This is a genomic window from Xanthomonas chitinilytica (assembly GCF_026107455.2).
Classification (GTDB): Bacteria; Pseudomonadota; Gammaproteobacteria; order Xanthomonadales; family Xanthomonadaceae; genus Stenotrophomonas; species Stenotrophomonas chitinilytica.
Map to the genome: position 1 here is coordinate 116,074 of NZ_JAPCHY010000007.1, position 17,936 is coordinate 134,009.

At 69.6% G+C, this 17,936-nt stretch carries 15 protein-coding genes; 8 read left to right on the forward strand and 7 right to left on the reverse strand.

Features of this window, described 5'->3' with window-relative positions; genetic code table 11:
- Positions 1 to 130 precede the first annotated feature (130 nt).
- The 5 genes from OK345_RS09355 (at position 131) to mtnC (ending at position 5,141) form a co-directional block, all read left to right on the forward strand.
- Entirely contained in the window at positions 131 to 1,603 is a 1,473-nt protein-coding gene (locus OK345_RS09355) for an amino acid permease (RefSeq protein ID WP_265127698.1), read from the forward strand.
- 60 nt (positions 1,604 to 1,663) lie between these two features.
- Positions 1,664 to 2,980 carry an amino acid permease gene (locus OK345_RS09360; protein WP_265127699.1) on the forward strand — a complete coding sequence of 439 codons (1,317 nt, stop codon included), beginning with the start codon at positions 1,664 to 1,666 and terminating at the stop codon, positions 2,978 to 2,980.
- A gap of 9 nt (positions 2,981 to 2,989) precedes the next feature.
- Positions 2,990 to 3,637, forward strand: coding sequence for a methylthioribulose 1-phosphate dehydratase (locus OK345_RS09365; RefSeq protein ID WP_265127700.1), 648 nt, complete (start codon positions 2,990 to 2,992; stop codon positions 3,635 to 3,637).
- A 232-nt stretch (positions 3,638 to 3,869) separates the two neighbouring features.
- Positions 3,870 to 4,436 (forward strand): 1,2-dihydroxy-3-keto-5-methylthiopentene dioxygenase, encoded by a 567-nt coding sequence (locus tag OK345_RS09370; RefSeq protein WP_265127701.1) that lies wholly within the window; start codon positions 3,870 to 3,872, stop codon positions 4,434 to 4,436.
- Between the two features lie 3 nt (positions 4,437 to 4,439).
- The gene (mtnC, locus tag OK345_RS09375) at positions 4,440 to 5,141 is read left to right on the forward strand and encodes an acireductone synthase (RefSeq protein WP_265127702.1); all 702 of its coding nucleotides are present in this window, start codon (positions 4,440 to 4,442) and stop codon (positions 5,139 to 5,141) included.
- Positions 5,142 to 5,271: 130 nt separating this feature from the next.
- Here mtnC and OK345_RS09380 read toward each other — a convergent pair whose 3' ends face one another.
- Complete coding sequence (locus OK345_RS09380) at positions 5,272 to 5,742, reverse strand: REP-associated tyrosine transposase (RefSeq protein WP_265127703.1); 471 nt, start codon at positions 5,740 to 5,742, stop codon at positions 5,272 to 5,274.
- 250 nt (positions 5,743 to 5,992) lie between these two features.
- Here OK345_RS09380 and OK345_RS09385 point away from each other — a divergent pair, with 250 nt between their 5' ends.
- On the forward strand, positions 5,993 to 6,487 hold the full coding sequence (locus OK345_RS09385; protein WP_265127704.1) for an MgtC/SapB family protein: 495 nt from the start codon (positions 5,993 to 5,995) through the stop codon (positions 6,485 to 6,487).
- Positions 6,488 to 6,538: 51 nt separating this feature from the next.
- Here the strand turns inward: OK345_RS09385 and OK345_RS09390 are convergent, their stop codons facing one another.
- Positions 6,539 to 8,347, reverse strand: coding sequence for a DUF885 domain-containing protein (locus OK345_RS09390; RefSeq protein ID WP_265127705.1), 1,809 nt, complete (start codon positions 8,345 to 8,347; stop codon positions 6,539 to 6,541).
- A 307-nt stretch (positions 8,348 to 8,654) separates the two neighbouring features.
- Between OK345_RS09390 and OK345_RS09395 the strand changes: the two genes are divergently transcribed.
- On the forward strand, positions 8,655 to 9,932 hold the full coding sequence (locus OK345_RS09395; RefSeq protein ID WP_265127706.1) for an amino acid permease: 1,278 nt from the start codon (positions 8,655 to 8,657) through the stop codon (positions 9,930 to 9,932).
- Positions 9,933 to 9,939: 7 nt separating this feature from the next.
- Here OK345_RS09395 and OK345_RS09400 read toward each other — a convergent pair whose 3' ends face one another.
- The 3 genes from OK345_RS09400 to OK345_RS09410 form a co-directional block, all read right to left on the reverse strand.
- Entirely contained in the window at positions 9,940 to 10,806 is an 867-nt protein-coding gene (locus tag OK345_RS09400) for a GIY-YIG nuclease family protein (RefSeq protein WP_265127707.1), read from the reverse strand.
- 4 nt (positions 10,807 to 10,810) lie between these two features.
- On the reverse strand, positions 10,811 to 11,698 hold the full coding sequence (locus OK345_RS09405) for a restriction endonuclease (protein WP_306332093.1): 888 nt from the start codon (positions 11,696 to 11,698) through the stop codon (positions 10,811 to 10,813).
- A gap of 439 nt (positions 11,699 to 12,137) precedes the next feature.
- Complete coding sequence (locus OK345_RS09410; RefSeq protein ID WP_265127709.1) at positions 12,138 to 14,255, reverse strand: M13 family metallopeptidase; 2,118 nt, start codon at positions 14,253 to 14,255, stop codon at positions 12,138 to 12,140.
- 171 nt (positions 14,256 to 14,426) lie between these two features.
- Between OK345_RS09410 and OK345_RS09415 the strand changes: the two genes are divergently transcribed.
- The gene (locus tag OK345_RS09415) at positions 14,427 to 15,422 is read left to right on the forward strand and encodes a C13 family peptidase (RefSeq protein ID WP_265127710.1); all 996 of its coding nucleotides are present in this window, start codon (positions 14,427 to 14,429) and stop codon (positions 15,420 to 15,422) included.
- A 118-nt stretch (positions 15,423 to 15,540) separates the two neighbouring features.
- Here OK345_RS09415 and OK345_RS09420 read toward each other — a convergent pair whose 3' ends face one another.
- Both OK345_RS09420 and OK345_RS09425 read right to left on the reverse strand, forming a co-directional pair.
- Positions 15,541 to 16,230, reverse strand: coding sequence for a single stranded DNA-binding domain-containing protein (locus OK345_RS09420; RefSeq protein WP_265127711.1), 690 nt, complete (start codon positions 16,228 to 16,230; stop codon positions 15,541 to 15,543).
- Positions 16,231 to 16,316: 86 nt separating this feature from the next.
- Positions 16,317 to 17,855 carry a calcineurin-like phosphoesterase C-terminal domain-containing protein gene (locus OK345_RS09425; RefSeq protein WP_265127712.1) on the reverse strand — a complete coding sequence of 513 codons (1,539 nt, stop codon included), beginning with the start codon at positions 17,853 to 17,855 and terminating at the stop codon, positions 16,317 to 16,319.
- Positions 17,856 to 17,936 lie beyond the last annotated feature (81 nt).

Sequence of the window (17,936 nt, forward strand, 5' to 3'; positions counted from 1 at the left end):
CAACCGCGCTTGTGGTGGATCGCCGGCTTTGGCAAGGTAAGGCGCTTGCACGGCTCCACCCGGAACGCCGCGCGCCACAACGGCCGGCGATGACGGATCGCCGGCCACCATCACCTGGGGAAGCAACCGAATGCTCAAGTCTCTGTTGAGGGTCAAACCGATCGAGCCTGCCGCTCACGTCGATGCCGGCGAACCCATCGAAGGCAGCCTGGAAGGCGAAGCGACACTCAAGAGGACTCTGACCGCGCGGCACCTGATCCTGCTGGGCATCGGCGCGGTGATCGGCGCCGGCATCTTCGTGCTCACCGGCCAGGCCGCGGCCAACCATGCCGGCCCGGCGGTGATGCTGTCGTTCGTGTTCGCCGGCCTGGCCTGCGCGCTCGCCGGCCTGTGCTACGCCGAGTTCGCGGCGATGATGCCGGTCTCCGGCAGCGCCTATTCCTATTCCTACGCGACCCTCGGCGAGGGCATGGCCTGGTTCATCGGCTGGTGCCTGGTGCTGGAATACCTGTTCGCCTCGGCCTCGGTCGCGGTCGGCTGGTCGGCGTACCTGATCAGCTTCCTGACCACCACGCTCAGCGTGCCGTTCCCGGACGCGCTGACCGCCGCCCCCATCGCCTGGACCGGCAGCGAGTTCGTCGCCTCCGGCAAGCTGTTCAACCTGCCGGCGGTGCTGATCGTGGCCGCGATCACCGGCCTGCTGTACGTCGGCGTGACCCAGTCCACCTTCGTCAACGCCATCATCGTGGCGATCAAGGTGACCGTGATCTGCCTGTTCATCGGCTTCGGCGCGATGCACATCGATCCGGCCAACTGGACCCCGTTCATCCCCGAGAACACCGGCGTGTCCGGCGAGTTCGGCTGGAGCGGCGTGTTCCGCGCGGCCACCATCGTGTTCTTCGCCTACATCGGCTTCGACGCGGTCTCCACCGCCGCCGGCGAGACCAAGGACCCGCAGCGCAACATGCCGATCGGCCTGCTCGGCTCGCTGGCGGTATGCACCCTGGTCTACATCGTGGTCTGCGCGGTGCTGACCGGGATGATGCCGTTCAACCTGCTGGGCACCGACAAGCCGGTGGCCACCGCGCTGGAGCCGTACGCGGACCTGGCGTGGCTGAAGACCGCGGTCGAGATCGGCGCCATCGCCGGCCTGTCCTCGGTGGTGCTGGTGATGATGATGGGCCAGACCCGCATCGCCTACACCATCTCCCGCGACGGCCTGCTGCCCAAGGTGCTCGGCAAGGTCCACGCCCGCTTCCGCACGCCCTACGTGGCCACCGTGATCGTCGGCGTGGTCGCCGCGGCGCTGGCCGGCATGGTGCCGCTGAACGTGCTCGGCGAACTGGTGTCGATGGGCACGCTGCTGGCCTTCGCCACGGTCTGCATCGGCGTGCTGGTGCTGCGCTATACCCGGCCGGAGATGCCGCGCCCGTTCCGCGTGCCGGCGGTGTGGCTGATCTGCCCGCTGGGCGCGCTGGCCTGCCTGTTCCTGTTCCTGCAGGCGTTCGCGGTGCACTGGCACCTGTTCGTCGGCTGGACCGTGCTGGGCGCGCTGATCTACCTGTTCTACGGCATGCGCCACAGCCGCCTCAACCAGGCCTGACCACCAGGGGCCGGCGCCAGCGCCGGCCCCTTCCTTTTCCCCCCATCCCATCGGTGCCCGATGTCCGACGCGCCCCGCAAAATCGGTCCGGTCCTGGCCACGTTCGTGGTGGCCAACAACATGATCGGCTCCGGCTTCTTCCTGCTCCCCGCCACCCTGGCCAAGTCCGGCGGCGTCACCGCGCTGAGCTGGCTGCTGGCCACGCTGCTGGCGGTGCTGCTGGGCAGCACCTTCGCCCGGCTGGCGCGCGACTATCCCAACCTGCAATCGCCCGACGACTACGTGCGCCCGTCGCTGGGCCGCGACATGGGCTTCCTGACCACCACCCTGTACTGGATCTCCTCGTGGATCGGCAACAACGCGATCGCGGTGGCGGCGTTCGGCTACCTGGTCATCCTGCTGCCGCTGGGCGACGGGCAGATGACCCGCGTGCTCGGCCAGATCGCGCTGATCTGGCTGATGTTCGCGCTGAACCTGCTCGGGCCGCGGCCGATCGCGCGCTTCCAGTCGATGTGCGTGGTGCTGGGGCTGCTGCCGGTGGCGGTGATCCTGATCTGGGGCTGGGGCAGTTTCGACCCGGAGCTGTACCGCGCGGCCTGGAACGTCTCCGGCCGTTCCGACGCCAGCGTCGTGTTCAGCTCGCTGGCACCGATCTTCTGGGCCTTCGTCGGCCTGGAGACCGGCGCGATGGTCGCCGGCGTGGTGCGCAACCCCGAGCGCAACGTGCCGCGCGCCACCCTCGGCGGCATCCTCATCGCCGGGCTGGTCTACCTGGTCTCCTCGGTGCTGATGATGGGCATCGTGCCGGTCGAGCTGCTGGCCGCGTCCAGCGCCCCGTTCGCGCTGGTGGCCGGGCAGATGTTCGGCGCCTGGGCCATTCCCATCATCGCCGCCGCCGCCGCGCTCAAGGCGACCGGCACGCTGGGCGGCTGGATGCTGGTCACCGGCGAGTCCGGCGCGCGCGCGGCCCATCGCGGCTTCCTGCCCTCGATCTTCGGAAAGCTGCGCCGCAACGGCTCGGCCGGCTGGGGCCTGTTCATCGTCGCCGTGTCGATGACCGCGCTGGCGATCATGACGCTCTCGCCCACCGTGTCCGGCCAGTTCGAGACGATCATCAACATGGTGGTGACGCTGGTGGTGATGGCCTACGCCGCCGCCGGCCTGAGCCTGATGCTCGGCACGCCGCAGCGGCCGGCCAGCGGCCGCGACCGCGTGGTCGGGATGGGCGCGCTGATCGCCTGCGGCCTGCTGGTCTACTCCACCCCGGCCGATACGCTGGTGGGCGGCGTGGTGATCGCGCTGCTGTCGCTGGCCGCCTACCGCGGCTTCTCCCGCCACCATCGCGCACTGCGGGCGGGCGCCGGCGACAGACGCTAGAATCGCCGCATGAACGACACCCCCCCGCCCTATGACGCGCTGCGCCTGCAATCGCTGGCGCAGCTGCTGATCGACAACATCCGCGAACTGGCGCAGGCCGGCTGGACCCCGGCCACCAGCAGCAACTTCTCGCACCGGCTGGACGCGCAGCACGCGGCGATCACCGTCTCCGGCCGCGACAAGGGCCGGTTGGTGGAAGACGACATCATGGTCGTGGATTTCGACGGCAACGCCGTCGGTCGGCCGCTGCGGCCGTCGGCCGAGACCCTGCTGCACACCCGCCTGTACCGTCGCTTCCCGGACGTGAACTGCGTGCTGCACACCCACTCGCCGGTGCAGACCATCGCCTCGCGCCTGTACGCGCCGCAGGGCCACATCCGCCTGGAAGGCTACGAGCTGCTCAAGGCCCTGCACGGCAACAGCACCCACGAAACCGCGGTGGACGTGCCGGTATTCGCCAATACCCAGGACATGAACGTGCTGTCGGCGCAGGTCGACGCGCTGCTGGACAAGCAGTCCATGTGGGGCTACCTGATCGACGGCCACGGCCTGTATGCGTGGGGCCGCGACATGGCCGAGGCGCGCCGCCACCTGGAAGCCTTCGAGTTCCTGCTGCACTGCGAACTGGAACTGCGCAGGCTGCGCGCGGGCCACTGATTCCCGTCTTCACCCGTACCGGTCGCGGCAGCGGTGCCGGCGACGTGAAACGGGCGTCACCGCTCAGATGGCGCCAGCGAGGCGAAACGCGGCGCGCGCCTGCGGCAAGGGCGCTCCGGCAACCATGGCGATCGGGCGTATCGTCATGGCGAAATCTGCTTTCCACGGCCGCCTCTGGCAACCGCGGCGACAGCTGATAATCTTTGGTCCCCCCACGCCACAGCCTACCGCCATGAGCCGACTGCGCATCTTCAACGACAATGCCCCCGACGCGCCGCTGCTGGACAGCCGCGACGGCGACGTCATCGCCGCCGAGCTGCAGAAGATCGGCGTCACCTTCGAGCGCTGGCAGGCCAGGCACCCGGTGGCGCCCGGCGCCAGCCAGGAAGAGGTGTTCGAGGCCTACCGCGAGGACATCGACCGGCTGGTGGCCCAGCACGGCTTCAAGAGCGTCGACGTGGCCTCCATCGCCCCGGACAACCCCAACCGCGAGGAGATCCGCAGGAAGTTCCTCGACGAGCACTACCACAAGGAAGACGAGGTGCGCTTCTTCGTCGCCGGCTCGGGCCTGTTCACCCTGCACGTGGACGACAAGGTGTACGAGGTGGAGTGCGTGAAGGACGACCTGATCTCGGTGCCCGACGGCACCACCCACTGGTTCGACATGGGCCCGGAACCCAGCTTCGCCGCGATCCGCTTCTTCACCGAGCCGGACGGCTGGGTCGGCCACTTCACCGGCACCGACATCGCGCAGAAATTCCCGCGCTACGAGCCCGCCGACCGCGGCGAGGCGGCCTGAACCATGGCGCGTCCGCTCGCGATCCTGACCGATGTCGAAGGCACCACCAGCAGCATCTCCTTCGTCAAGGAGGTGCTGTTCCCTTATGCCCGCAACGCCCTGCCCGGCTTCGTGCGCGAGCACGGCGACGAACCGCAGGTGCGGCGCTGGCTCGACGCGGTGGCCACCGAGATCGCCGCCAGCGCCTGCCAGGACGAGGTGATCGTCGAGACCCTGCAGGGCTGGATCGACCAGGACCGCAAGCACACCGCGCTCAAGGCGCTGCAGGGCATGATCTGGGAAGCCGGCTACCGCAACGGCGACTACACCGCGCACCTGTACCCGGAAGTGGCCGCGGTGCTGCGCGGCTGGCACGCGGCCGGCATCCCGCTGTACGTGTATTCCTCCGGCTCGGTGGCGGCGCAGAAGCTGTTCTTCGGCTACAGCGACGCCGGCGACCTGACCGGCCTGTTCTCCGGCAACTTCGACACCGAAGTCGGCGGCAAGCGCGAGGCCGCCAGCTACACCCGCATCGCCGGGACCATCGGCATCGCCCCGCACGACATCCTGTTCCTGTCCGACGTGGTCGAGGAACTGGACGCCGCGCGCGAAGCCGGCCTGCGCACCGTGCTGCTCGACCGCCTGCCCGATTACCCGATGCCGCGCACCGGCGATGCCACCCACGGCCACGCGCGGGCGGAGAATTTCGAGCAGGTCGCGCTGTAGCGCGATCCGCTGTGGACACGGCGGCGATCCCGCATCCGCTGGCCGTCCTGTCGCGACTTACGTCGCTCCTACAGAAGCCGGTGCCGTTGTAGGAGCGACGTAAGTCGCGAACGCCCGCACCGATCGTCATCTACACCCACACCGCATCCCAGTAGGAATACTCCCGCGGTGTCCTTGCCAATCGGGCACGAACCGGATTCATGACTAGGTAGCGAGCCGCAGCCAGTAATTCCTCGTCCTTGCGCAAGGCGTGATCGTGGAATCCGGAAGCCCATATCGGCCAGGCGATATGCGCCGGGAGGTTTCTTGCGGTGTTCGCTTTCAGGCGTTGAATCAGTGCCGACAGCGCCTCATGCTCGCCGAGCTGGACCAATCCATGCCAATGATCGGGCATCAATACCCAGGCCAGCAGCCGCGAACGTTGCCAAAGACATCCCGCGGTCATTGCACGGGCAGCTGCCATCGCACTGCAGGACTCAGCAAAAACCGGCTTGCGCCGGTGCGTGGTGAAGGTGATCAGATACACCTGATTGGGCAGGGAAACGCGCCCGCGTCGCAATGCGGCGTGCCCCTGAGGTACTGGTCTGGCGCGATTTTCCATGCACCGAGACTGCCATTGCCACAAGAGCCACGGCCATCGGGAAAGAGTCGCGATTTCCTGTAGGAAAACGTCGCGACTGACGTCGCTCCTACAGCGACGCCGGCATCCGGGCGATTCGCGTCCGGTGCCAGATTCGCCGGCAAGCGAAACGGCACGGCTGGCCATCACCCGGCCGCCACCCGGCGCCGGCTAGCGTTTCCGCATCCCGTGCCATGGCCGCACTCCCGGCCCTTCACAGACAGGCGTCCGCATGAGCATCGCTTCCCAGATCGGCCAGGCGCTCGCCGCCGAGTTTTCGCTTCCCGATGTCGGCACGCTCACGGTGATCGTCTCGCGCCTGCTCACCGCCATCGTGCTGGGCGCGGCGCTGGGACTGGAGCGCGAGAGCAAGGGCCGCGCCGCGGGCCTGAGGACCCACATCCTGGTTTCCATGGGTTCGGCGCTGTTCGTGCTGGCCCCGCTGCTGGCGGGCATCGCCCCCGGCGACGTGACGCGGGTCATGCAGGGCATCGTTTCGGGCATCGGCTTCCTCGGCGCCGGCGCCATCCTCAAGCTGGGGCGCGAGGAACGCGTGCAGGGCCTCACCACCGCCGCCGGCATCTGGATGACCGCCGCCATCGGCATGGCCGCCGGCATGGGCATGGAAATGGTGGCGCTGGCCACCACCCTCGCCGCGCTGCTGGTGGTCGGCGCGATCCCGCATGCGATGGCGGACCGGAAGGAAACCGACAGCGACGGGAAATGAGCAGGCGCGGACGGTTGCCCGCCCGCGCCTGCCGTCCTCAGCACAACGCGGTCATGCCTGCTTGCCGGCGATCCAAGCGTCGATCTTGGCTTCCAGCACGTCCAGCGGCACCGAGCCGTCCTTCAGCACCTCGGCGTGGAACCCGCGGATGTCGAACCCGTCGCCCAGCTGCTGCTCGGCGCGCGCGCGCAGTTCCTTGATCTTCAGCTCGCCGGTCTTGTAGGCCAGCGCCTGGCCCGGCCAGGCGATGTAGCGCTCGGCCTCGGCAACCGCGTCCGGCTCGCTGACCGAGGAGTTGGCGAACATGTAGTCCAGCACCTGCTGGCGGGTCCAGCCCTTGCTGTGCAGGCCGGTATCGACCACCAGCCGCACCGCGCGCCACAGCTCGCCCTGCAGGCGGCCGAAGTAGCTGTACGGGTCGGTGTAGACGCCCAGGTCCTTGCCCAGCCCCTCGGAATACAGGCCCCAGCCTTCGATGAAGGCGGTCTCGCCGCCGAAGCGGCGGAACGCCGGCACGCCTTCCAGTTCCTGCTGCAATGCCAGCTGGAAGTGGTGGCCGGGGATGGCCTCGTGCAGGAACAGGTCCTCCGCGTCCCAGGTCTTGCGGGTGGGCAGGTCGAACGTGTTGACGTAGAAGATGCCCGGACGGCTGCCGTCCTCGCTGGGCGTCATGTACTCGCCGCCGGCCGCAGACTGGGCGCGGAACGCTTCGATCGGGCGGATCTCGAAACCGGCCCTGGGCGTGAGCGAGAACAGCTCCGGCACCCTGGCCTCGATCTTCGCTTCCAGCGCCCGGTAGTGGGCCAGCAGCGCGTCTTCGGACGTGAACTCGAACCGCTTGTCGGTCTGCATGAACTTGAAGAAGTCCTGCAGCGAACCCTTGAAGCCGACCTGCTCCATCACCTTGTGCATTTCGCCGTGGATGCGCGCCACCTCGTCCAGGCCGATCTGGTGGATCTGTTCCGGGGTCTGCTCGGTGGTGGTGCTCTGCTTGGCGGCGAAGGCGTACCAGGCCTTGCCGTCGGGCAGCGCGTCCAGCCCCACCGTCTCGCGGGTGGCCGGCAGGTACTCGCTGGCGATGAAGTCGCGCTGGCGCTGCAGTGCCGGCATCAGCTCATCGGCGATCAGCGTGCGGTAGGCGGCGGTCAGCCGTTCCCGTTCCGCGGCCGGGAAATCCTCCGGCATCGCCTTGATCGGCCCCCAGAACTGGCTGTCCTCCGGCTTGGCGACGATGACCGCGTCCAGCTGCGGCAGCACCTTCTCCATCACCACCCGCGGCTGCACCACGCCGGCCTTCATGCCTTCGCGCATGTTGCCGATCTCGGTGTCCAGCAACACCGGCAGCCGGCCGGCGCGCGCCAGCCAGTTGTCGTAGTCCTTCACCGTCTTGAACGGCTGCGCCACCTGCCCCGAACCCAGCATCACCGCATAGCTGGCGATGCTGCCCATCTGGTTGACCGGCATCATCCAGCCCGGGAACTTCTCCGACTCCAGCGCGCTGCGGCGCTCGCGCACGAAGATGCGGTAGCTGAGCAGGTCCTGCCCCTGCAGCCCGGCCTCGCCGATGCCTTCCACCTTCTCCAGCCAGCGCTGGTTGAAGTCGTGGACCTGCTGGCGATATTCGGCCGATCCGAAATCGGGCAGCTGGTCGTCGTAGCGGTGGTCGCCCTGGAAGGTGGCCTGCACCGGGTTGAGCTTGAGCGTCTCCTCCCAGAACTCCGCGTACAGCGCCGTCAACTGCGGCGCCTTGTCCGCCTGCTGCGAGGCGGTGGGCGCGCCCTCCTGCGGGGACGGCGAACACGCGGTCAGGGCCGCGGCCAGGGACAGCGAAACGGCAAGCGCGAGCGGACGTAGGCTCATGGATTGTTCCAGGCGGGAGGAGGCGGCCAGCGTCGCCGGCCCGCATCCGCGCGGACAAGGGCCGAAGGTCACGCGCCGCGCCGGTATGCCGACACTGCCTCCGACCATCTGCACGGCGCCCCGGGCCAGGCGCCGCAACCCCCCGGTCATGCCGCCGGACGATCGCAAACGCCGGCATCGTCGTGGCGCACGCAAGCGGTCATAATTGCGCGCCGCGCCGGCCCGTTCCGGATCGCGCATCCCTTCCCTGCCCCCTCCGAATCGCGCCCCGGGCGCGGTCCGGTCCGCCTCACGCCCGTACCTGCGCATGAACAACTCCCGCCGCCCGCTGGGCTTCTGGTCCGCCACCGCCCTGGTCGTGGGCAGCATGATCGGCTCCGGCACCTTCCTCCTGCCCGCCGCGCTGGCGCCCTACGGCGCCGCCTCCACCCTCGGCTGGGGCATCACCCTGTGCGGCGCGCTGTTGCTGGCGGTCACCTTCGCCCAGCTGGCGCGGCGCTGGCCGCAGACCGGCGGTCCCTACGTGTTCGCCCGCAATGCCTTCGGCGAACTGCCCGGGTTCGTGATCGCCTGGAGCTACTGGATCTCGATCTGGTGCGCCATCGCCGCCATCGCCGTGGCCTTCGCTGGCAGCATCGGCGCCATCTTCCCCGTCCTCACCGCCACCCCGGTGCGCGCGGCCGCCTGCGCGCTGGCCGCGCTGTGGCTGTGCAGCGCCATCAACATCGCCGGCACCCGCCAGGCCGGACGCATGCAACTGCTCACCACGGTGCTGAAGGTGGTGCCACTGCTGCTGTTCGGCGGCATCGCGCTGTGGTTCGTCGACAGCAGCCACTACGTGCCGTTCAATCCCAGCGGCGAAAGCCTGCCGGCGGTGGCCAGCGCCACCGTCGCGCTGACGCTGTGGGCGATGATCGGCCTGGAAGCGGCCACCGTGCCGGCCGAAGCGGTGGACGACGCGCCGCGTACCGTCGCCCGCGCCACCGTGGCCGGCACCGCCATCGCCGGCATCGCCACCATCCTGGCCTGCACCACCGTGATCGGCCTGCTGCCGCTGGACGTGCTGAAGAACTCGTCGGCGCCGATGGCCGACGCCGCCGCCGCGCTGTGGGGACCGACCGCCGGCACCATCCTCGCGGTGGTGATGGCGATTTCCTGCCTGGGCGCGCTCAACGGCTGGATCCTGCTCTCGGCCCAGCTGCCGCTGGCCGCCGCCCGCGACGGCGTGCTGCCGCGCGCCTTCGCCCGCCTCAACGCCCGCGGCGCCCCGGCGTTCGGCGTGGTCGCCAGCAGCGTGCTCGCCACCGTGCTGGTGATGGCCAACTACAACCGCTCGCTGGTGCAGCTGTTCACCTTCTCGGTGCTGCTCTCCACCACCGCCACCCTGCTGCCGTACGTGGCCGGCGCCGCCGCCTGGCTGTGGCGCGGCAGCGGCGCGCCCACCCGCATCCTCGCCGCCGGCGCGCTGGCCTACAGCCTGTATGCCGTGGCCGGCGTGGGTGGCGAAGCGCTGCTGTGGGGCGGCGTATTGATCCTGGCCGGGTTGCCGATCTACTTCGGGCTGCGCTGGCGGCAAGCCCGCTGAAGCCGCATCAGTTGTCGTTGAGCCCGTAGGGCGCCCGCGTGTGCAGGCGCTCCTTCCAGGCGTTCTCGATCGGCACGATGTCCTCGGCCGGCAGATCGGGCGAAACCCGCTGCAGGATGCTGAAGACGAAGTCCTCCGGGTTGCGCCCGCGCAACAGCCGGTTGCCGCCGTCGCCGCTGGCGGCATAGTCCAGCCAACGTCCCAGCAGGTTCTCGCCACCGCTGGCGGAACCGACATACCCCAACCGCGCGGCCCGGTCGAAAATGAAGTAGATGCCGCGCCACTGCGCCAGCGCCTGGCGCCAGCTGGCCGGCAGCAGCTGCAGTTCGCGCCATCCCAGCGCCAGCGTCTGCCAGTCCGGCATCGCCTTCACCAGCAGGCTTTCCTCGTGGATCGCCTGCACCGGCAGCACGTTGCGTGCCGCCCAGCGCCACCACGATCGCTCGATCCCGCTCCATTCGATCACCAGCCGGCCTTTCAACGCCGCGCCTTGCTCCGTGGGCAGCAGTTCGAACCACAGCGGATCGCGCTCCTGCGGCCCGCGCGTTCCCAGCTCGCGCAATTCGGCGTTGCCCGGTAGCGTCCAGAACGCATCGGCGGCGACCCTGCGATGGCCGGCCACCTCGTACAACCCCACGAACACCGCCCGGCCCGGCGCATGCCCGATGAACGATGCCAGGTACCGTGCCTTCGCCAGCGCCGCTTCCACCTTCGGCCCGTGCTGCGACTGGTAGGCGTTGTAGACCTCGTGCCGCTCGGCCGCCAGCCATGGCAGCACCGCGCGCAGCTCCTTCTCGGTCGGGCGATGGCGCATGACCATCACCTGCTTCGGGTCGATGCCGGCCTTGGCGAGAAGATCGTTGAGTTCCAGCATGCGGCTACTCGTCCCCGGCCAGGAACCACACCGGCTTGAGCGGCAGGCGGCGGCGGGCGCTGTCGTCAAGCTGGCCGTAGTGGCGGGTCCACAGTTCGACCAGCCGGGTGATGTCGATCAGGGTGATGCGGCGGTGGCTCTGCCGCGCTTCCAGGTCGGCGTCCCTGGTGAAGCCGGACAGGGCCACGAACAGGCCGACGTCGCCCTCGCCCAGCACCGCCATGAAGCTGCGCAGGCCCATCACGTCGATCTTCGGCGAGTTGGCGTTGCGCTTGACCTGCACCTTGATCCGCGGCGGGCGGGTGCCCAGCGGGTCGTTGTAGGCGATCACGTCCACGCCGCCGTCCTTGCCGGGCGGGGCGATCCACGCCACGTGGTAGCCCATGGCAACGAGCAGCGCGCCCACCAGTTCCTGGAACTCGTAGGGCGGCATGTCGGCCAGGTAGTTCTCGATCTCGGACCAGGCCATTTCCTCGGCCTGCTCCAGGGTGATGCTGGCGGACTTCTCCACCGCCTCGTCGTCACCTTCGTCGGCCTCCGCCACCGGCTGCGCCTTCTTCCACTTGTGGTACAGCCGCACCGCCTCGCGGTAGAACTGCTCGCCGTCCGGATACTGCCGGAAGGCCAGCGCGCCCTCGCCGGTCACGCTCCAGATGCCCTTGTCCTTGACCAGCCAGCCGGCCTTGACCGTATCGACGGTGGCGAAACGGACGATCTTCTCGAAACGACGGCCGCCGGTGGGGTAGTCGCCGGCTTCATAGGGCGTCATCTCGACCTGGGCGGCCAGGGTGGCCAGGGCATCGGCCGCCTTCATTCCGTCGGGATGGGCCTGCAGGATGCCGAACAGCCTGCGCATCAGGAGGCCCGTCCGGGCCTTGGTCACTTCCGCCATCCCCACTCCCCCCTTTGGGATTCCTTGTCCGGTCGGGTCGCTCCACCGATCCGGCGCCTGTGTTTCCGGGCGCACCCGCGGCCCGGTTCCTTGGTCTCCGATTCTAGCGGGGTGGGTCCCGGACCGTGGGCTTGCGCAGGTTCAGGCATGGGTCGAGGGCTTGCCTCGTGCCGGGCAAGGCTTCTTCTTGTTTGCGGGGGTACACATTCCGGGACCTGCCCGGAAAGCTCGCGACTGACGTCGCTCCTGCAGGCAGCAGGAATATTTGCAGGAGCGACGCAAGTCGCGACAGGGCCACATGAAATTGCCGAGGAACGCTCGTCGGCCCCGAAGCCTGGCCGGGTCGGCGTGTACCTCTCCTCTTGCCAGAAGACGAACACAAAAAAGCGGGAGCCCCACCGGGGACTCCCGCCCTTTGTCCTGCTTTACGGCCTGCCGCTTACCAGATCCGCACGCGGTCTTCCGGGGCGATGTACAGCGGGTCCGTATCGGTCACATTGAAGGCCTCGTACCACGCGTCGATGTTGCGCAGCGGGGCGAAGGCGCGGATGTGGCCCGGCGAGTGGGTGCCGTTGACCAGCTGCTGGCGCAGCGCGTCGTCGCGCCACAGCGTGCGCCATACCTGCGCCCAGCCCATGAACAGGCGCTGCTCGCCGCTGAAGCCGTCGATCACCGGCGCCGGCTTGCCGTCCAGCGAGCGGCGGTAGGCCTCCAGCGCGATGGTCAGGCCGCCGAGGTCTCCGATGTTCTCGCCCATGGCCACCTTGCCGTTGATGTGCATGCCCGGCAGCTGCGGGAACTCGTAGGCCTCGTACTGGGCGCCGAGCTTGGCCGCCTGCACTTCGAACTTGGCCGCGTCCTCGGCGGTCCACCAGTCGCGCAGCACGCCGGCGCCGTCGGACTTGCGGCCCTGGTCGTCGAAGCCGTGGATGATCTCGTGGCCGATCACGCCGCCGATGCCGCCGTAGTTCACGGCCGGGTCGGCATCCGGGTCGAAGAACGGCGGCTGCAGGATCGCGGCCGGGAACACGATCTCGTTCTTGACCGAGTTGTAGTAGGCGTTGACGGTCTGCGGGGTCATGCCCCACTCGCCCTTGTCCACGTCCTTGCCCAGGCGGGCACGGCGGTATTCCCACTCGAAGCGGTTGGAGCGCAGCGCGTTGCCGAACACGTCGCCATTGCGGATCTCCAGCGCGCTGTAGTCGCGCCAGGTATCCGGATGGCCGATCTTCAGGCCGAAGCCCTTGAGCTTGGCGTGCGCCTCGGCCTTGGTGGCCGGGCTCATCCATTCCAGCGTGTCCAGGCGGGCGCCCATGGCGACCTTCACGTTGGCGACCAGCGCATCCATCTTGGCCTTGGCGTCGGCCGGGAAGTACAGCTCCACGTAGTCGCGGCCGATGGCCTCGCCCATCGCGTCTTCGGTGAAGGCCACCGCGCGCTTCCAGCGCTCGCGCTGCTGCGGCTGGCCGGAAAGGAATTTGGAACGGAACTCGAAGTGGGCATCGACGAAGGCCCGGGACAGCAGCGGCGCGGCGCCGTCGATGGTGTGGAACGCCTGCCAGGCCTGCAGCGTGGCCATGTCGGTCTCGCCGAAGATGGCCGCCAGCTTCGGAATCGCGCTGCTCTGGCGCACCACGGCTACCGGCGCCTGGTCCACGCCGGCGGCGGCGAAGAACTCGGCCCAGGCGAAGCCCGGCGCGTGCGCAGCGAAGCCCTTCAGTTCGACCGGGTTGTAGGTCTTGTCGCGGTCGCGGCTCTCGGCGCGGGTCCAATGGGCATCGGCGATGCGGGTCTCCAGGGCGAGGATGGCCTTGGCGTTGGCTTCCGGCCGGGGCCAGCCGCCCAGCTTGAGCATCTGCGCCACGTAGGCCTCATAGCGCTCGCGCTGCGGGGCGAAGTTGTCGCGCAGGTACATCTCGCGGTCGCCCAGGCCCAGGCCGGACTGGCCCAGGTACAGGGTGTAGCGGTCCGGGTTGCGCTGGTCGTCGGAGACCATCAGCGAGAACGGGCCACGGGTGAAACCTTCGCGGGCGCCGAGCAGGGTGGCCAGCGACCGGTGGTCCCTGGCTGCGCGGATGCTGGCCAGCAGCGGCTGCAGCGGCTTGTCGCCCAGCGCCTCGATGGTCGCCTCGTCCATGAAGCCCTGGTACAGCGCGGCGATCTTGGCCGCGTCGCCGTCGCTGGCCGGGTCGCCGAGCCGGTAGGTTTCCAGCAGCGCGTGCACGCGCTTCTCGGAAAGATCGCGCAGCATCAGGAACGAGCCGTAGCTGGACTTGTCGGCCGGGATCTCGGTTTCGCTGGCCCACTTGCCGTTCACGTAGCCGAAGAAATCGGCACCCGGCCTGACGCCGGTGTCCATGCCCGCGGTATCGATGCCCCAGCTGCCGTAGCGCTGCGTGGCGATGCTCTCGCCGCCGGACGCACCGGCGTCGTCGGCGAACAACGCCTGCGTGATGCAGGCCTCGTCGAGGCAGGTGCGGTCCTGGTGGGCCGATACCGGGCCGGCAACGCTCAGCGCCAGCAGGGTGGCCGTGGTCAGCAAGGTCTTCTTCAACATGGTTCTCCGTAAAGCGGTGGAATGGCGCGCGGCCGGGCAGCAAAGCGGGACAAGCATATCCAGCATCGCCCGGCGGCCCATGTGCCGAACGATAGAGGACAGCGCCGCTGGCCCGGGCCGGCGCGGGGACGCACTGTACAGGCCGCCGGGGCTTGGGCACTCTTGCCGCGCATGCACAGACACCCTGCCCTGCGTTCCCTGTTGCGGCACCTGAGACCGGTGGCGCTGGCCATCGCGCTGTCGGCCGGCGCGGCGCCCACCGTGGCCGGCGCCGCCGACCTGCCGGCATGGAAACCGACCACGCCCGCCCTGGAAGGTGCCGAGCTGGCGCGCCTGGACGCCGCACTGGGACAGCTGCAGCCGCAACGGCCGGGGATACCGGACCTGTACGTGCTGGGCGTGGCCGGCGATGCCGACGAGGACGTGTTCCGCAACGAGGTGCTGTACCTGCAGCAGCTGTCCGCGCAGCGCTTTGGCGCCGGGGGCCGCAGCATCGGCCTGATCAATCATCCCGAGAACCGCACCGCCGACACCCCCGCCCCCATCGCCACCTGGGAAAGCCTGGGCTACGCGCTCGATGCGCTGGGCCGGATGCTCGATCCGGACGAGGACATCCTGCTGCTGTACATGACCAGCCACGGGCTGGAGGACAGCTCCTTCTACCTGCAGACCGCTCCCGGGCAGGAGGACGTCATCGCCCCGGACGATCTGGCGCGACTGCTGGACGAGGCCGGCATCGGCAATGCGGTGATCGTGGTCTCCGCCTGCTACTCGGGTGGCTTCATCCCGGCGCTGCAATCGCCGCGGCGCATGGTGATCACCGCCGCCCGCCACGATCGCCCCTCGTTTGGCTGCGGCAACAGCGACAGCGCCACCTGGTTCGGTCGCGCGTTCCTGGTGGAAGCGCTGAACGAAACGCAGGACTTCAAGGCCGCCTTCCAACAGGCCAGGGCCGCCGTGCGCCGGCGCGAGAAGGAGGAAGGCGAGCTGCCTTCCGAACCGCAGTTCCAGGCGGGCAGGATGGTCGTGGCGGCACTGGAGAAATGGCGTGCGGAGCTGCCGGAAACCGCGGCGGTGCCCTACCCGTTCGTGCATCGTCCGACCGCCGCTGCGCCGGCGCCTGCGAACAGGACGACGTCGGGCCGGAGCAACCGGAAGGAACGATAGCGGTCGCTGCCTGGCCGCGGATTGCCGCGTCCGCGCCGCCAGCCGGGTCGCCGCCGTCCCTCCGCCGCATGGACTCCGGGCGCCGGAGCGCAAGGCGTCCCGCTGCGGCAAGCCGCGCTCAAGTGGCGGGCACGGGCCTGCCGGGCTGGAGGCGCATGCCCTCGCTGGCCTCGTCGTCGGCGCGGGCATGCGGCACCCGGCCCGGTTCGATGGCGTCCTTGCGGTCGCGCGGCTCCAGCACGGTGATGGAACGGGCAGCGATCGAAGTGACGGTGCCCGCGGGATCGCCGCGGCCGACGCGGCGGCCGCTGCTGCGCGGCTGGTCGGCGGTGGTCTCCCGCGGCAGTTCCATCACCTTGCCGCGGACCATGACGCGGTCGCCGCTGCGCACGCGCGGGCCCAGGCGCAGGGTGTATTCGCTTTCGGCGGGCAGGTTGAGGCTGGTGTCGTAGCCCTGGTCCAGCACGAACAGCGCGTCGGAGGTGGCCGGGTCGCCATCGCCCGCGTCCTGCACGAACCAGCCCACCACCTTGCCGCGGTTGCCCTCGCCCAGGGTCACGCCCACTTCCTGGGCGAAGTCGTCGGCATCGCCCGTCAGGTTGCGGACGACGATGCCTTCGATGGCCACGTCCCGGTCCAGCAACGGGCTGACGTCGCCGCTGCCCTGGACCTGGCCGATCGGCACGCGATCGGCGTCCATCGGCTCGGGCGGGTATCCGCCATCTTCCAGCGAGGGCAGCTTGCAGCCGGCCAGCATCAGGCCGGCCAGCGCGACGACGGCAACGGCCGGCGCACGATGGTCACGCATCACGGTGGTTCCCCCTGTTTCTCGTTGGCGACAAGCCTAGCCTGCGGCCCGGACATGGCCGGCGCGGGGCGGGACCGGCGCCGCGATCAGGGCTGCGCGGACTGCAGCCGGTAGCGGGTGCGGGCGCCGTACTCGCGCCCATCGAGCACGGCGCGCACTTCGACGTCGTGTTCGCCTTCGTCCAATGCGGTGGGCAACGCCCCGCGCCACAGGTGGGTGGACGGCGTGGCCTCGGGCGAGCGGTCGTAGCCGCGCAGGGACCCGGCCAGGTCGTCGGCGACGTTCTCCACCAGCAGCCGCGGGTCGGGCTGGTCCACCTTCTTCATCGGCTGCCAGTCGCCACCGTCGATGCGGTACTCGACCCGGGTACCGGCGTGGCCCATGTAGACGTTGGCGTACACGCCCCATGCCGGGTAGGCGCCCTTGCGCAGCACGCGCGGCGCATGCAGGGCGATCTGCTCGTCCTCCGGGGCGCGGGCGGCTCGGTACTCGACGCTGTAGCTGCCGTCGGCGGCCACGTTGAGCAGGCCGTAGCCGTTGGGCGTGCCGTCGCTCATGGTGGCATCGGGGATGCCCTGTTCGTCCTTCACCCCGGACCAGAACGCACCGCAGGCCGCGCCGACGTTGTACTCGTGCAGGCTGCCCTGCCCCTTCCAGCCGGCGGCGGCATCATGGAAGACGTGCTGCTGGGTATGGGTATGGGCGCTGAGCACCAGGCGCCTGGGGAAGCGCGCGAGCAGATCGAACAGGCGCTGGCGGTCGGCGGCGCGGAACCTGGGATCGAACAACGGCATGTGGATGCCGATCACCACCAGGCGGTCGGTATCGAGGGCGCCCAGGTAGCGTTCGAGGAAGCCGAACTGGTCCTCGCGGAAGCCGCCGATATAGGCCGGCCGGGCGCCGGGCGTGGCGACGATGTCGTCCAGGCCGATGAACACCATCTGCGGTTCCTCCCAGGCATAGGTGTCCGGGCCGAGGTGGCGGTGGTAGCTGCGCAGCGAATCGGCGTCGCCGGTGGCGTCCAGGTCCATGTCGTGGTTACCGGGCACGTGCAGCCACGGCACGCTCAACTCGGTGGTGGCGGCGGTGAGCAGCGGGTACAGCGCGGGATCGTCGTTGGTGATGTCGCCCAGGGTCATGCCCAGCTGCGCGCGATGCCGGCCGACCAGCGGCTGCACGATGTCGCGGCGGTAGTAGTCCACGTCCTGCACGCTGGAGGTCTGGCTGTCGGCCATGACCAGCGCCTGCAGCGTGGCCGGCGCCCCGGCCTGCGGCACCAGCGCGAACGGGCGGCACCTATCGGAACCGGCCTCGGTGTCGCCGTGGCCGGCCTGGCGCCAGATGTCGGGCAGGCCGTCGGCACGGGCCGCGGCGCGGTAGCCGGCCGGCTTGATCACGAACACCATGCCGGCATCGGCCGACGCAAGGCGATAGTCGCCGCGGGCGTCGGTGACGGCGATGTGCTCGCCGTCGGACACGCGCACGCCCGCCAGGCCGCGCTCGCCCGGCCCGCGCAGGCCGTCGCCGTCGGCATCCTCGAACACGCTGCCGCTCTGGCAGGGCGCGGCGGCGGCAAGGACGGGGGCAGTCGCCAGCAACAGGGCGGTCAGCAGCGGCAGGCGCATGGGAACTCCGGCGGGGTGAAGACGCGCCATTATCGCCGTTGCCGGTGTCGCCGGTTTTGCGGCGGCTGGCCGCGCCCCGGA

Bases quoted from the DNA above. Each gene is read 5' to 3' on its own strand.
- OK345_RS09360 (WP_265127699.1), top strand. From the start codon at position 1,664: ATGTCCGACGCGCCCCGCAAAATCGGTCCGGTCCTGGCCACGTTCGTG.
- OK345_RS09390 (WP_265127705.1), bottom strand. From the start codon at position 8,347: ATGAGCCTACGTCCGCTCGCGCTTGCCGTTTCGCTGTCCCTGGCCGCG.
- OK345_RS09380 (WP_265127703.1), bottom strand. From the start codon at position 5,742: ATGGAAAATCGCGCCAGACCAGTACCTCAGGGGCACGCCGCATTGCGA.
- OK345_RS09395 (WP_265127706.1), top strand. From the start codon at position 8,655: ATGAACAACTCCCGCCGCCCGCTGGGCTTCTGGTCCGCCACCGCCCTG.
- OK345_RS09405 (WP_306332093.1), bottom strand. From the start codon at position 11,698: ATGGCGGAAGTGACCAAGGCCCGGACGGGCCTCCTGATGCGCAGGCTG.
- OK345_RS09425 (WP_265127712.1), bottom strand. From the start codon at position 17,855: ATGCGCCTGCCGCTGCTGACCGCCCTGTTGCTGGCGACTGCCCCCGTC.
- OK345_RS09365 (WP_265127700.1), top strand. From the start codon at position 2,990: ATGAACGACACCCCCCCGCCCTATGACGCGCTGCGCCTGCAATCGCTG.
- OK345_RS09420 (WP_265127711.1), bottom strand. From the start codon at position 16,230: ATGCGTGACCATCGTGCGCCGGCCGTTGCCGTCGTCGCGCTGGCCGGC.
- OK345_RS09370 (WP_265127701.1), top strand. From the start codon at position 3,870: ATGAGCCGACTGCGCATCTTCAACGACAATGCCCCCGACGCGCCGCTG.
- mtnC (WP_265127702.1), top strand. From the start codon at position 4,440: ATGGCGCGTCCGCTCGCGATCCTGACCGATGTCGAAGGCACCACCAGC.
- OK345_RS09385 (WP_265127704.1), top strand. From the start codon at position 5,993: ATGAGCATCGCTTCCCAGATCGGCCAGGCGCTCGCCGCCGAGTTTTCG.
- OK345_RS09400 (WP_265127707.1), bottom strand. From the start codon at position 10,806: ATGCTGGAACTCAACGATCTTCTCGCCAAGGCCGGCATCGACCCGAAG.
- OK345_RS09355 (WP_265127698.1), top strand. From the start codon at position 131: ATGCTCAAGTCTCTGTTGAGGGTCAAACCGATCGAGCCTGCCGCTCAC.
- OK345_RS09410 (WP_265127709.1), bottom strand. From the start codon at position 14,255: ATGTTGAAGAAGACCTTGCTGACCACGGCCACCCTGCTGGCGCTGAGC.
- OK345_RS09415 (WP_265127710.1), top strand. From the start codon at position 14,427: ATGCACAGACACCCTGCCCTGCGTTCCCTGTTGCGGCACCTGAGACCG.